General features: G+C 53.3%; 13 protein-coding genes. 6 read left to right on the top strand and 7 right to left on the bottom strand.

The window, feature by feature from the left end; all coding sequences use genetic code 11:
* Position 1: 1 nt before the first annotated feature.
* From J2X61_RS26615 to J2X61_RS26600, 4 genes are read right to left on the bottom strand one after another with little or no spacing between them, the layout of a single operon-like run.
* Complete coding sequence (locus tag J2X61_RS26615; RefSeq protein ID WP_274466986.1) at positions 2–1,372, bottom strand: GerAB/ArcD/ProY family transporter; 1,371 nt, start codon at positions 1,370–1,372, stop codon at positions 2–4.
* A 40-nt stretch (positions 1,373–1,412) separates the two neighbouring features.
* Positions 1,413–1,643, bottom strand: a complete 231-nt coding sequence (locus J2X61_RS26610) for a hypothetical protein (protein ID WP_274466985.1) — start codon at positions 1,641–1,643, stop codon at positions 1,413–1,415.
* An 8-nt stretch (positions 1,644–1,651) separates the two neighbouring features.
* The gene (locus J2X61_RS26605; RefSeq protein WP_310192159.1) at positions 1,652–2,824 is read right to left on the bottom strand and encodes a Ger(x)C family spore germination protein; all 1,173 of its coding nucleotides are present in this window, start codon (positions 2,822–2,824) and stop codon (positions 1,652–1,654) included.
* Positions 2,811–4,466, bottom strand: coding sequence for a spore germination protein (locus J2X61_RS26600; protein ID WP_396135511.1), 1,656 nt, complete (start codon positions 4,464–4,466; stop codon positions 2,811–2,813). The genes J2X61_RS26605 and J2X61_RS26600 overlap by 14 nt, the downstream gene beginning before the upstream one ends.
* A gap of 239 nt (positions 4,467–4,705) precedes the next feature.
* Between J2X61_RS26600 and cls the strand changes: the two genes are divergently transcribed.
* On the top strand, positions 4,706–6,133 hold the full coding sequence (gene cls / locus J2X61_RS26595; RefSeq protein WP_310192153.1) for a cardiolipin synthase: 1,428 nt from the start codon (positions 4,706–4,708) through the stop codon (positions 6,131–6,133).
* 37 nt (positions 6,134–6,170) lie between these two features.
* Here the strand turns inward: cls and ligD are convergent, their stop codons facing one another.
* Entirely contained in the window at positions 6,171–7,055 is an 885-nt protein-coding gene (gene ligD, locus J2X61_RS26590; protein ID WP_274466981.1) for a non-homologous end-joining DNA ligase, read from the bottom strand.
* Between the two features lie 140 nt (positions 7,056–7,195).
* On the opposite strand from ligD, the gene J2X61_RS26585 reads away from it, so the two are divergent.
* The 4 genes from J2X61_RS26585 to J2X61_RS26570 all read left to right on the top strand — a co-directional run bounded on the left by J2X61_RS26585 (position 7,196) and on the right by J2X61_RS26570 (position 10,374).
* A complete protein-coding gene (locus J2X61_RS26585; RefSeq protein ID WP_310192149.1) occupies positions 7,196–8,536 on the top strand; it encodes a hypothetical protein in 1,341 nt (446 codons plus the stop codon).
* A 133-nt stretch (positions 8,537–8,669) separates the two neighbouring features.
* Positions 8,670–9,236 (top strand): sigma-70 family RNA polymerase sigma factor, encoded by a 567-nt coding sequence (locus J2X61_RS26580; protein ID WP_274466979.1) that lies wholly within the window; start codon positions 8,670–8,672, stop codon positions 9,234–9,236.
* A 4-nt stretch (positions 9,237–9,240) separates the two neighbouring features.
* Entirely contained in the window at positions 9,241–10,014 is a 774-nt protein-coding gene (locus J2X61_RS26575) for an anti-sigma factor (protein WP_310192145.1), read from the top strand.
* A gap of 33 nt (positions 10,015–10,047) precedes the next feature.
* Entirely contained in the window at positions 10,048–10,374 is a 327-nt protein-coding gene (locus tag J2X61_RS26570; RefSeq protein WP_274466977.1) for a YnfA family protein, read from the top strand.
* A gap of 2 nt (positions 10,375–10,376) precedes the next feature.
* Here J2X61_RS26570 and J2X61_RS26565 read toward each other — a convergent pair whose 3' ends face one another.
* Both J2X61_RS26565 and J2X61_RS26560 read right to left on the bottom strand, forming a co-directional pair.
* A complete protein-coding gene (locus J2X61_RS26565) occupies positions 10,377–10,976 on the bottom strand; it encodes a DUF2238 domain-containing protein (RefSeq protein WP_274466976.1) in 600 nt (199 codons plus the stop codon).
* 85 nt (positions 10,977–11,061) lie between these two features.
* The gene (locus tag J2X61_RS26560) at positions 11,062–12,354 is read right to left on the bottom strand and encodes an arsenic transporter (protein ID WP_310192142.1); all 1,293 of its coding nucleotides are present in this window, start codon (positions 12,352–12,354) and stop codon (positions 11,062–11,064) included.
* Between the two features lie 131 nt (positions 12,355–12,485).
* Here J2X61_RS26560 and J2X61_RS26555 point away from each other — a divergent pair, with 131 nt between their 5' ends.
* Positions 12,486–12,920 carry a MarR family winged helix-turn-helix transcriptional regulator gene (locus J2X61_RS26555; protein ID WP_274466974.1) on the top strand — a complete coding sequence of 145 codons (435 nt, stop codon included), beginning with the start codon at positions 12,486–12,488 and terminating at the stop codon, positions 12,918–12,920.
* Positions 12,921–13,300 lie beyond the last annotated feature (380 nt).

The raw sequence follows: 13,300 nt of genomic DNA, 5'->3' as shown, positions 1-13,300 counted from the left end.
TTTATTTACTCGCTTCCGCTTGCTTCAGCAGACTCACCTCCATATAAGTTGTTAACGTGGTGAGTATCATGCAGATCGCGAAAATAACCGCACAGATCGTTCCGATGGTGGAATGATACCTGCTGAAGATGAACCCTGTCAGTAAGCAAAAGGTTGCCAACGCAACGAGCGTATTGCCAAACCAAAGCCATTGTTTATACGAGTAGCGCTGACTGAGCTTGCCCATCTTTTGGGACGGCCGCACGGCGGGAGGCTGTCCATCTGAGGCAAGATGGCCTGCCGAAGGATCCTTTTTCTTTTTCCGGGCAACGGCAACAGTGAGAATAATCATGACCAAAGGCTGGTAGGCAAGCACAATGATCGGAGCGCTGTAATTCGAGAAGGTCAGCAGCTCCGTCGTGCTTTTGAATGATAAATATGTCGTAATCATCATGAACAGCGCAACCGGCTTATTGATGGTCGGGTAGTTGCGCTTATCCATCATGGAGCTGATTCCTAGGAGCAGCGCCATGTAGATCGCGATGATTTTGCAAGAGATGGTCGGATACCAGATCATGAGGATGATGAGGTCCACACGATCAAGGAAGTCTGTAACGTGAATCGTTTGAACGAGATTATACAAGGGATACAGGAAATTCCCCGGCATCTTGGGCCCTAGCACGACAAGAATTAAGAAGATGGACAGCGTCAGCAGGAAAATGCCAAGCAGTGCTCCGTGCCGAATGGATGAACGGACTTGATTGGAGTTATATATCATATGCAGGAAGGCGCCAAGGATAAAGATATCTCCAGCGCTTCCGATTGTGAGCAAGGAGCTGACGGCGACATGCTGGATGGGCATGGTCATAGCCGGTGTCACAAGCCGGAAATAAAATTCGTTGGATAGCAAGAGCGGCATCATAAGAACGGTTATGACGAATAGCGGGTAGAACAAGTCATTCACCCGGGCGATGACCTCCACGCTGCTCTTGCCGAAGTAGATGAGCAGCAGACAGGGCAGCAGGATCAAGATCTCAAGCGGCGTATTATGCAGCAGCAGCGTTGTACTGAACCTCGAAACGGACGATATGTCGCGGATGACGATTTGCCAGAAATGAAACAGCATGATCAAATTAATGACCGTGCCGCCGAACCGGCCGAGCACCTCTTTCGATATTTCGAAAATATGCTTTTGCGGATATACCTTCGTCATATAGGCGAAAAAGCTGGCAACCCCAAATACATAGAAAACCGAAAGCAAGTAGCTGTACCAGGAGTCCATCTGGGAAATTCGGATCAGCACGTTCTGCAAGGTAAGGACCCCGCCGCTTGTGATAACCGAAGAAGCCAGCCAGGAAAACTGCCGCTGATTAATGACTTGTTTTGTATCCATGGAATATGAAACCGCCTTTTATCATTAGATCCTTAAGCCTTCAGATGCCCATCATCCGCGCGAACCATGGCGATACTGTATGAATGAAGAATCGCGAAGGCATTGGAATTTTCCAATGCAGATATTTGCTGATGAAGAGGCCTAAGGTTATGCAGGTGAATAACCCGTAGGTCAGTTTGATCACGCCCGTCTCTTGCCTAAGCATTCGGCGGTCGATGAGCAGTGAACCGGCTAGCGTGCTCAGGAAGCTGAGCATGAAGATGCCGTCCATATCGCAAGTCAGATCCCTTCTTCAATGACATTTTTGTTAATCAACCCGGTTTCCGGTATCGAGGCGTTCACGTGCAAGCGAAATTCCGCCTCTTTGAAATAAGTATCCCAATTCGCTTCGACCCGCTTATACCATTCGTTAGGGTGACTCCGCCAAACGATTAACCCCAGCTGCGCGGAATCCGTGCCTTCCTTCTGCATCTGCTTCACGGCAGCTTGAATGGATTCGCTGATCTGCTTGGCAAGATCCCGCTCTACCTTCCGCATCACCTCCGCCTTGTTCAGATCCAGCACGGAGAAGTTCTCCCGAACCGAACCGCTCGCATCGATGATCACATCGAAGATCACTTTATCGCTTTGAAGCTTCGGTTTGATCTGTACCTGCCCCTTGGTCACCAGGATGGAAATGTCTTTGCCTCCCTCCGCCGGAAAGGTCAGGAGATGCTCCTTCACCTGATTGCGGAGCCACATGATCCCCTGGGATTCTTTCTTCTGGTAAATGCCGATGAGTCGATCGCCTTTGAACTGCCCGTAACCCATCATTTGAATCTCGCTGGAAGGTTTCTTGGAACCCTCCGACTCCTTACGTACCAGGTAGGTTAAGATCGGGTCGCTCTTGAAGCTTAACGTCATGCCGATATCTTTGGTCGAGGTGGCCATCGATTGCCGGGATTTCGTCAGCTCCCGGATGACCTCAGCCGGGAACCGCTCGAATTTGGGCTCGGCGTTCAGCAAGTCGTAGCCTTTGCCTTTGGTAATGACCAAGAAAGACGTCATCCGGCTTTCGGGCGTGCGGGGGACCGTATCGAATAAAACGGCAATGCCTTTCTTGGCGAGGGCCTCTCCGATCACAATCGTCCGCCGGTGGGAAAGAAACAAGCGCCGTGACATGCGCATCTGCAGTTTGGAAGTCGCTTCTCGCATCGTGACTCCGACTTCGGAATCAATGTAGTAGCTCTTGCCTCCCGAGGTCCCTCCGCCGCCCCCGCTGGCTCCGCCCATGGAGCCGGGAAGCGGCAGCAAGTAGGATACACGGTATCTGCCGTCTTCTTCCAGATCGACGGAGGATGTGAGAACGAAGGCGATATCGTTCGTTTCCGTCCGGTCCCAACAACCGGTCAACAGCAATGGGAGAAGCAAGAGGATCAAGGTGAGCAAGCTTAGCCGCTTAGGATGAACCATTTTGATTGCCCTCCTCGCTGGAATGGTGCACATGCTGAATGGAGCTTCCGTCTAGGCCTCCGTCCTGCATAATTTGCTGGGACAGCTTGTCGTCCATGCGCTGCTTGTCTTGAATCGACATGAATTCAGGGCGCTTCTCCAGCTGCCACCATGGGGCGCGCATGAAGACGTCCTTGATATCGCCGGAGGACAGCGGTCCGATCGGCGATAAGTACGGAACGCCGAAGGAGCGCAGATTCGCCATATGGCCGATCAGAATCATGAGCGAGAAGAAGATGCCATAGAAGCCGAATACCGACCCCGCCATCAGGATGGGGAAGCGCAGCATCCGAATGGCGATCGCACCGTTGAAGCGCGGAATCGTGAAAGAGGCGATTCCTGTGATCGAAACGACGATAACCATCGGGGCTGATACGATACCGGCTTGGACGGCTGCTTGTCCGACGACGAGCGCCCCCAAGATGGAAACGGCGGAGCCGACCGCCTTAGGCAGCCGAATGCCCGCTTCCCTTAACGCTTCGAATGTGATCTCCATGATGAAGGCTTCGACGACAGCGGGAAACGGAATGGCTTCCCGCGAGGCCGCGACACTGAGCATCAGCGTCGTCGGCAGCAGCTCTTGATGGAACGTCGTGATGGCGACATAGAGTGCCGGTGTCGTTAACGATAAGAAAACGAAGACGTACCTCAGGATGCGCAGCAGCGAGCCGATCTGGAACCGCTCATAATAGTCCTCGCTCGTCTGCATCGTCTGAATGAAGACGAACGGGACGATAAGCACGAACGGCGTTCCGTCCGTAATGATGGCTACCCGTCCTTGCATAAGTGCGGCGGCCACAACGTCAGGACGCTCCGTATTCTGCATCTGCGGGAACGGAGAGTAGGCATTGTCTTGAATCATCTCCTCGATCATGCCGGACTCCAGAATGGCATCGATCTTGATCAGCTCGAGCCGCTTCACAACTTCCTCGACCAGAGAGGGCGTAGCCAGATCGTCCATATAGCACACGACGACATTGGTGTTGCTTTCTTTGCCGATGCACATGGACTTCATCTTGAGCCTCGGCGTCTTGATCTTCCTGCGGATCATCGAGGTGTTCGTGCGGATGCTCTCCACGAACCCTTCCTTCGGTCCGCGCACGACGGTCTCCGTCTCCGGCTCTCCGACGGAGCGTTTCTCCGTTCCGCGAATGCCCAGCAGGATCGCCTTGGCGTTGCCTTCTACGAGCAGGGCGACGTCACCGCCAAGCACGGATACGAGCAGGTCCCCGTAATTGTCGGAGACCTGCGTCTGGGACACGGGCAGAATCGCGCCGACGATGCGTTCAATGGCGGTTTCGCCGCCACCCAGCAGCATCAGCGATTTCATCGTTTCGTTGAGCAGTTGGGTGTTCGTGAGCCCGTCGACGAACAGCAGCAGCGCGGGAATGTTCGGCTCGATTTCGAATTCGCGGACGACGACGTCGGAGCAGTCCTGGAAAATGGTTTTGATGAAGGCATGATTGTCATCCAGGAGCAAGGAGAGCGGCGTTTTCTTCAGCTCATCAATGAAATGATAATCCAGCGAATCCTGAAGACCCGCCGATTCATTGCCGCCATCTTCCTGCTTGTCGGATGGGCGCTTGCGCAGGATGCTCTTCATCAAGGGATTGGATGTTTTGGCCAAGCGATTGGCACCTCCTGCCAGGCAGCGGAATGAAGATCATAAGAATGCGAATATTATTCTCTGCGAAATGAAGGATTTTATTACGAAACTTGGAAAATTTTATTCCGCTCCTCTGTCGGCGGCGTGTGAGTATAGCGGAGAAGGCGTTGGCAAAAGCTAACGGGACAAGGCACAAGGGACGATACGCACCTTGTGGCGGTAGAGGGGATGGAACCATGATTTGGGTTGTATGTATACTGCTGCTTTTCATATTTCAGACGGCCACGATCCTGATTGGGGAATACAAACGACCGGCCAAGACGGTGGCGTGGCTGTTCGTTCTATTTATTTTTCCGATTATCGGATTCATCATGTACTATTTCTTGGCGAAGGAATACACGCAGCGCAAAATCGTACGGCGCAAAGGGCGGCGTAGAGTAACGGAAATCAAGCATCAATGGGTTGGCTGGAGCCGGCAAGATGAGGCTCGGAATGAGCTCGTCTATCCGCTCTACGAGGATTCCCGCTTGTTCGGGCTGCTGCACAATATTCCGGGATCGTCCATTTCGCCGCACAACCGGGTCGAAGTGCTGACCAACGCGGATGTGACCTATACAGCTATGCTGGAAGCGATAGAGAAGGCGAAGCGGCATATCCACTTCGAGTTTTATACGATCAGGCATGATGAAACGGGGAAAAGATTTCAAGAGGCATTGATCCGCAAAGCGCAAGAAGGCGTCAAGGTCAGAGTCATTTATGATGGAATCGGTTCCTATACGCTCTCAAATGCATACATAAACAGATTTAAAGAAGCGGGCATTGAGGTATACCCGTTCCTGAGACCGCTGATCGCCTTCTTCGATAAACGGATGAACTACCGCAATCACCGTAAAATCGTCGTCATCGACGGCTTGGTCGGCTTTGTCGGGGGCATCAATATCGGTGACGAATATGTGGGAGCCGATCCGAAGCTGGGCTTCTGGCGGGATACGCACTTGAAGCTGTGCGGCGACTCCGTTTATTATTTGCAGCAGACATTCATGACCGACTGGCTGTTCGTTAGCGGGCAGCGAATTGTTGACGCATCCATGTTTCCCGAGCACCATGTGCCCAAAGGGTCTTTGGTGCAGGTCATTTCAAGCGGTCCTGACGCGTATTGGGATGCGATTCAGGAGATGTTTTTCGCAGGGATCATTGCCGCCAAGAAGCGGGTGTATATGACGACACCCTATTTCATTCCGGACGCGAGCATCATGATGGCACTCAAAACGGCCGTCATCTCCGGCGTGGATGTCCGCATCATCCTGCCCTACAAGGCGGACTCCCGTATTGTTCAATACGCTTCGCGCTCCTATTTGTTGGAGCTGATGCAGGCGGGGGTCCAGTTTTACCTGTACCGCAAAGGCTTCATGCACGCCAAGGTCATGCTCATCGATCACACGATGGCGACGGTGGGGACGGCGAATGTGGATATGAGAAGCTTCTTCAGCAATTTCGAACTGAATGCCGTCATGTTTAATCAAGATGTGATTGAACGGCTGGAGGCCGACTTCCTGATGGACCTTAAGGATTGCGACGAGCTGAAGCTATCCGAGTTTGAACAGAGATCCAGGCTGGAGAAAGGGAAGGAAGTGATCGCGCGGCTGCTCTCCCCTTTGTTCTGATTTAACGGAGTGTCGTGGGTACTACTACAACGGTATGCTATTGCAGCCGGGCTAGGATAGCGTCCAGATTCTGAAGAGGAACGCCTTCGATGAGATCGCCGTGCCGGCGCAGCCGGTCCATGACGGTATGCAAATTGAATTCACGCGGACTGGGACGCAGCTCGACCTCTTTCCATAACAGGGGAGTGGAGACCGAGGCGTCTTTTCTGGCGCGGGGCGTATAAGGTGCGGACAGCGTTTTGCCGTACCAGTGCTGGAGGTAATCGATGTAAATGTTATCGCCGCGATTCTTCTTGAACCGCTCGATGGTGAACAGCTTCGGGTACATCTTCACGGCATAGGACGCAATGAAATGACCGATCTTTCGCAGCTGCTCGAACGTGTAGCCGTGTTGGATCGGGATGTAAATTTGCACGCCGGTAGCTCCGGAGGTCTTGGCAATCGATTGGATGCGCAGGGAGTCCAGCACTTCACCGATGATATGCGCAGCTTCCATAATGCGCGGCTCTTCTTCCAAGCTGGGATCGATATCGATGATCCATTCCGCAGGCAGCGTCTCGCCGATCCGGTGGAAGGAAGGATGGAATTCCAGGCAGGCCAAATTGCCCAGCCACAGCAAGGTTGGCAAGGAGTCCAGGTGGACATAGTTGATCCCGTCGAGCGGCGCCAGCTTCACGAAGTCGGGAAGCGGATCAGGAGCGTTCTTCTGATAAAAGGATTTCTGATCGTACCCGTTCGGGAAACGGATGGTCGTCAAATGCCGGTTGCGGCAATAGCGCAGCAGGTAAGGGGAGAGCTCGGACAGCTTGGCGAGGTAATCCGCTTTGGTAATCCCGGCCTCCGGCCACAACAGCTTATTAGGGTTAGTGATCGACAGCTCATGTCCTTCCACGAGCAATGTTCCTTTGGTTGAAACGGCCATATGGATACGCCTCCGAACGTCATATTCGTTCAGTAGTATTCCCTGCCGGAGGGCGTCTCAAACTTTTTTCACAAAGCGGCAAACCGCCCGCTCGTTCCCTTCGTTACCTTAAGTAGAAAATGAAGGAGGCGTAGATAAATATGATCAATGTTAAAAAAGCACTCATCTCATCCCTGTTATTAGCGGGTATCGCAGCAGCTACAGCGGCATGGTCGGCCGCTGCGGCCGAACCGCTGAATGTGAAGTCCGAAGCGGATATTGCGGGCGATTTGGGCATTCTGCAAGGCGAAGGCAGCGGACTGACCGCGGAATACTTGAATAAGTCAACGACGAGACTGCAAGCGGCCGTGATGTCTCTCCGGTTGAAAGGGCTGGAAGCGGAGGCGCTGGCGTTCCAGGGTACTGCGAATTTCGCGGATGCCGGTACGGTCTCCAAGCAGAATCAAGCGGTTCTCGGTTATTTGAAAGCGCATCCTGATCTGGGCTGGCAAGGGACGGGGAGCGATGCCTTCGAACCGCTAGCTGCGATAACGGCTCAGCAGTACTATAAAGTATTGCTGGAATCGCTAGGTTACGCGCAGGGCACTGATTTCCAATATGCCGAGACCATTCCTTTCGCCGGTACTAAAGGGTTAACCCGGATCGCCGGTGTGAAGACGTTCAAGAACCTGCATATCGCGTCAGCCACGCTTGAAGCCTTGAAGGCGCAAGTGAAGGGATCGACCCGCACGTTGGCTGCGGATTTGAGCGGCAAGGGCAGGATCAGCGCCAGCAAGCTGAGCGAGCTGGATGATCCGGCGCTGGGGTTGAAGCAGAGCGATCAGCTGGGCAGCTTCTTGACGGATACCAAAGGCATGACCCTGTACTATTTTACGAAGGATGCTGCGGATGTGAATTCCTGCGTTGGAGCGTGCTTGAGCGCATGGCCGATCTTCAATGACAGCAGCTTTACCGTTCCGGCTGAATTCAGCGCCGCCGACTTCGGGAAGTTTACGCGTACCGACGGTAAGGATCAGCTTACATATAAGGGATGGCCGCTCTATTATTTTGCGAAGGATAAGCAGCCTGGAGACACGACGGGTGATAACGTCGGCAAAGTATGGTTCGTCATTAAGCCGGGGAACGGCGGGATTGCCATCGGCACGAAGCCGGATCTTGGCAACTATTTGACCGATGCGAACGGGATGACGCTGTATTATTACGATAAGGATACGAAGGGCGTGAGCAATTGTTCCGGCAAATGCCTGGAGAAATGGCCTGCCTTCTACTCGGATGCGATCTCCGCGCCGACCGGCGTCAATTCCGCTGATTTCGGCACGCTGACTCGAGCGGACGGCAGCTTGCAAACGACATACAAAGGCTTCCCGCTGTACTATTGGGTAGACGATAAGAAGATGGGCGACACGACTGGGCAGGACGTCGGTCATGTCTGGTATGTAGTTGATCCTGCGGCATTCAGCGGAACGAAAGCTTCGCAATAGTTCCTAACTTCGCTCCGGCGAGCTGGCACGTTCAGCTTCCGGGGCTTTGTTTTTCTATAAATCTATTGCCAATACATCCTCCGAGCGATATGGTAAACGTATAAACTTAATGACGACTCGGAGTGTGCCGAATATGCGTAATCGAACAGACGCGGAACTCATGAAGCTGGTTCTCGGTAAGCATCAGCCCGCTTTGGAAGAGCTTTATGATCGTTATGCGAAGCTTGTGTATTCATTCGCGCTGAAATCATTGAAGGAAGAACAGGCTGCCAGGGAAATCGTTCAGCTTGTGTTCACGCGTCTGTGGACGACGGAGAAAGGCTATGATCCCGGCAAGGGCGGGTTCGTCAACTGGATCATCACCGTTACGCGCAACATGACCATTGATTATTTGCGTAAAAAGCGCCGGCTCGAGCAAGTCGTTCGCTATGAGCCTAGGGAGTGGGAGCATGCACTTGTCTCCGATGACCCGGATCCGGATTCGGTCCTATCGCGCAAATGGATCGGGGAACAGATTCACGAGGCGTATGTGCATTTATCGGAAAGTCAGATTCAGTTGATCGATATGATGTATTGGCAGGGCTATTCACTGAGCGAAATCGCAACCCGCACGAACGAACCGGTCGGTACGATCAAGAGCAGGTTGCATCAATGTTTGAAAATACTTCGCAAGCATCTGACATCGTTGAGGGAGGGATGACGTCATGAAAGAACATGAAACCATAGACTGCGGTTACTTGGTCAACTATGTGACCGGCGACTGCACGGAGCTTGAGCGCGCGGCTTTCGAACGGCATCTGCGAACTTGCGTCAACTGCCGCGAAGAATGGAGCGAATTGCAGGCGGTCTGGCAGGCGCTGCCTTTCCAAATGGAAGAAGTGGATGTTCCGCCGGACTTGAAGCAGCAGGTGATGGATGCGATCGTGGCGCCGCACCCTAAGGCTGAGGCCGTCAAGGATGCAATCGTGCCGCCACGCCCTGAGGCTGAGGCGGTCAAGATGAAGAAGAAGCGTTCCAACAAGTGGATATATGGCTGGACGGCGGCGATTGTCGCAGGCTTAGCCGTCGGCATTTGGTGGAGCCAGGGGTCGAAGGATTCCGTGCTTTCGGCAAATCCGGGGCTCGGCAGTCCCGCTGAAATCAAGCATACTTATCAATTAAAGTCCGTTGAAAGCTCGATGCCAAGCGCTTCGGGTACGGCGTGGATTCTGCAGAACGGAGACGTACATAATGTCGTCATCAATTTGCAAGGTCTCAATGAAACGGAAGGAGAGTCCGCTTACCAGGTCTGGTTCAACCGGAACGGGAAGCGATATAATTGCGGAACCCTTCGCGTGGATGAGAAAGGAACGGGCGTACTCACGTACAGTATTCCGGTGAAAGGAAGCGACTTCCAGGTCGATTCCTTCGGCGTTACACTAGAACCGGATGCGAACGGGCAGCAGCCGCGCGGGAAGAAGATCTTGGGGACATCTTGAGATTGAAATAAGGAAGGAGCTGAGTCCGAGCAAGTGTTGTTTTCAATATTGATTTTCATAGCTGCCGGACTTGCCGAAATCGGCGGAGGATATTTGGTCTGGCTCTGGCTGCGGGAATCCAAGCCGTTATGGTATGGGATTGCGGGCAGCATCGTGCTCATCCTGTACGGTATCATCCCGACCTTGCAGACCTTCCCATCGTTCGGAAGGGTGTATGCAGCTTATGGCGGCGTATTCATCGTTCTGGCCGTGCTGTGGGGGTGGGTGGTCGACAAAAAAACACCCGACATTTACGACTGGACCGGTGCCGTCGTCTGTGTCATAGGTGTCTCAATCATGCTGTGGGCGCCAAGAAGCTGATGCTAATCCGCCGCGGGCTCCCGGTGCCGCTTCCAGCCCAGTATGCACATGCTTAGGGCGGCTCCGGCCAGACCGAGCCCCATATCCTTTTCTGAGTCGAAAGGGTCGCCCTGCATGCCTACATACTCTTGCCCCGCTTGTCCCGCAACGAGTGCCGCTATCATTTCAATGATTTCGAAGAGTGAACTGAAGCCAAAGACGATGGTCACGGGTAAGACGTAGGACCAGATCCCCTTTCGTACCGCCGTCACGCGGGTCAGCCACTCGCGGGCCGGATAGGTCCAGAACAGGCCGAACAAGAAATGCACGACTCTGTCGTAATAGCTTCTGTGCGTATGAAAAGTTCCCTTCAGCCATGCGTCAAACGGCGTGCCTTGGTACGTATAGTGTGCTCCATAGGCATGGAAGCAGAGGAACACGAAGATAAACCAATAGGAAATCATCGAGAATTGAAATCTTCGGTATGTGCATAGAAGAAGCGTCACGGCGGCGACGAGCAGCAGGTTCTCCATCAGCCACTGGATCCGGTTGGTCGGCGAGATCGCCAGGACGGCCCAGTACACGGCAAAAATAAAGAGCATGACTTGCAATTGCTTAACCATAAAGTCCACCTTTCTGCATGCAGCAATGAAAAACAAAGGAGCCGGTTTTCATAGTGTGGACATAAATGTAAACATCATGCGCCGCTCAGGCAATAATCTCCAACCACAGGGCTAATCCCAGCAGGGTGATCAGCAAAGTAGGGATCGTCAGCACGATGCCGATTCTGAAATACGTTCCCCAAGTGATTCTCACGCCTTTTTTGGCCAAAACATGGAGCCACAGCAGTGTCGCGAGAGATCCGATCGGCGTCATTTTCGGTCCCAGATCGGAGCCGATCACATTGGCATAGATGAGCGCTTCGCGTACGATGCCAGAGGTATCGGTGCCATGAATCGCCAGTGCACCGATCATTACGGTCGGCAAATTGTTCATCACCGAGGAAAGAACGGCGGCGAGGAAGCCCATCCCCAGCGAAGCGGCCCATAAGCCATGCTTCGAGATCACATCAATCAGTTCGCCGAGCGCAGCGGTTAAACCGGCATTTTTCAAACCGTAGACGACCACGTACATCCCGATCGAGAAGATGACGATCCCCCAGGGAGCGTCTTTGATGATTTGCTTCGCCTGAACGGCTTTGCTGGTGCGGGCCATCAGCATAAATACGAGGGCAGCGGAGCCGACGATGAAGGAGACGGGCGTATGGGTGAATCCGCTGGCCAAGTAAGAGGCGAGCAGGATGCCCAGGATGATCCACGATAACCGGAAAAGCCGCATGTCCTTGATGGCTGTAGCGGGTATTTTCAGATGAGTCCTATCGTAATCCCTTGGAATGTCTTTGCGGAAATACAGATACAGCACAAGTAAGCTCGCGCCTAGCGAGAAGAGACTTGTGACGAACATCCGGCTGGCATAGGTCGCGAAATCAATGCCGAAGAAATCGGCGGATACGATGTTAACCAGGTTGCTGACAACGAACGGAATGGACGTCGTATCGGCGATAAATCCGCTTGCCATGACGAAAGGCAGGACCATGCGGTCCGGAAATTTCAGCGCGCGAACCATGGCGAGCACGATCGGCGTTAAGATGAGCGCGGCACCGTCGTTGGCGAAGAAGGCGGAAACGGCCGCCCCGAGCACGATGACATAGATGAACATGCGTTTGCCGTCGCCTGCGGCCATACGCGCCATGTGGAGGGCCGCCCATTCAAAAAATCCGATGCTGTCGAGAACGAGCGAGATCAGGATGATCCCGACAAAGGCCAGCGTGGCGTTCCAGACGATGCCCGTCACCGTGACGACATCCTGCAGGGACACAACCTGGCACAGCAGTGCCAGCACGGCGCCGGCCGAGGCAGACCAGGCGATGTTAAGACCTCTAGGCTGCCAGATTACGAACGTAATCGTAAGAATAAAGATAAAGACGGCTAAATAGACCATATGTTCCTCCTAAGTGCAGTTCTTCAACATTTTCATAGTTCCCTCGCTATTTGTCAATGCTTGAATAGAGCGTACCTTTCGATCCGTTTCGTATGATAGAATGGAATATCATGATCTACAAGGAGCAGCGTATGTCACAAGAGCGATTACCCAAGGCGGTCTATGAGAAGTTAGCGTTATTTCGGTATCAACTCCGTAAATTTATACATTTCAGTGAGTCGGCGGCGCGGGCGAAAGGGCTTACTCCGCAGTATCATCAGCTGATGCTGGCGATCATGGGGTTCCCGGGACGCGATTACGCAACCCCGAAGGAGCTTGCAGAACGTCTGCGGATTACACCGCATGCCTGTGTGGAATTGATTAAGCGCTGCGAGCAGCTTGAGCTCGTATACCGCGTGCCTAACCCGGACGATGGGCGGAGCATCTTCATTCGGCTGTCGGAGTCCGGGATGCGCATTTTGGAGGATTTGTCGGAGATCCATATGAACGAGCTCAAAAGCATCGGATTTCTGGAGTTTCCGGATTACGAGGAAATGCGGGACGAGGAGCGGACGGAGGAGAGCTAAGGGTGAAGGTGACGTAGAGAAGCGAAGAGCGTAGAGCGTGGAGTGTAGGGCGTAAACCGTAAACCGTAAACCGTAAACCGTAAACCGTAAACCGTAAACCATAACGTTGACTCGAATCCATGTGGAGGCAGCGTGCTGGTCATAGAAATCGCCATTTACTTTGCTTTCAGGCAAGGTGAGTGGCGATTTTTTGATGGTGAGGCTGCGCAAAAAAGGACTTTGCGAGCCGTATCGTCATTACGCAACATCTAACGGACACCACGGCAGCTACTGGCGCGAAAAACGGCCCGATGCGATTCTAACGGACACAGGGGCGCCTATTTTGCCGATTTCGGCGCGAATTGGCGCTGAAACATGCAAGTAACGGCGCTGGTGTCCGT

The sequence above is a fragment of the Bacillus sp. 3255 genome (assembly GCF_031456485.1).
GTDB lineage: Bacteria > Bacillota > Bacilli > Paenibacillales > NBRC-103111 > Paenibacillus_E.
This window is presented reverse-complemented; position numbering and strand designations above follow the sequence as displayed.

Coding starts and splice junctions, on each gene's coding strand:
- J2X61_RS26555 (WP_274466974.1), top strand. CDS start 12,486: ATGTCACAAGAGCGATTACCCAAGGCGGTCTATGAGAAGTTAGCGTTA.
- J2X61_RS26585 (WP_310192149.1), top strand. CDS start 7,196: ATGATCAATGTTAAAAAAGCACTCATCTCATCCCTGTTATTAGCGGGT.
- J2X61_RS26575 (WP_310192145.1), top strand. CDS start 9,241: ATGAAAGAACATGAAACCATAGACTGCGGTTACTTGGTCAACTATGTG.
- J2X61_RS26605 (WP_310192159.1), bottom strand. CDS start 2,824: ATGGTTCATCCTAAGCGGCTAAGCTTGCTCACCTTGATCCTCTTGCTT.
- J2X61_RS26565 (WP_274466976.1), bottom strand. CDS start 10,976: ATGGTTAAGCAATTGCAAGTCATGCTCTTTATTTTTGCCGTGTACTGG.
- J2X61_RS26560 (WP_310192142.1), bottom strand. CDS start 12,354: ATGGTCTATTTAGCCGTCTTTATCTTTATTCTTACGATTACGTTCGTA.
- ligD (WP_274466981.1), bottom strand. CDS start 7,055: ATGGCCGTTTCAACCAAAGGAACATTGCTCGTGGAAGGACATGAGCTG.
- J2X61_RS26600 (WP_396135511.1), bottom strand. CDS start 4,466: ATGAAGAGCATCCTGCGCAAGCGCCCATCCGACAAGCAGGAAGATGGC.
- J2X61_RS26580 (WP_274466979.1), top strand. CDS start 8,670: ATGCGTAATCGAACAGACGCGGAACTCATGAAGCTGGTTCTCGGTAAG.
- cls (WP_310192153.1), top strand. CDS start 4,706: ATGATTTGGGTTGTATGTATACTGCTGCTTTTCATATTTCAGACGGCC.
- J2X61_RS26615 (WP_274466986.1), bottom strand. CDS start 1,372: ATGGATACAAAACAAGTCATTAATCAGCGGCAGTTTTCCTGGCTGGCT.
- J2X61_RS26610 (WP_274466985.1), bottom strand. CDS start 1,643: ATGGACGGCATCTTCATGCTCAGCTTCCTGAGCACGCTAGCCGGTTCA.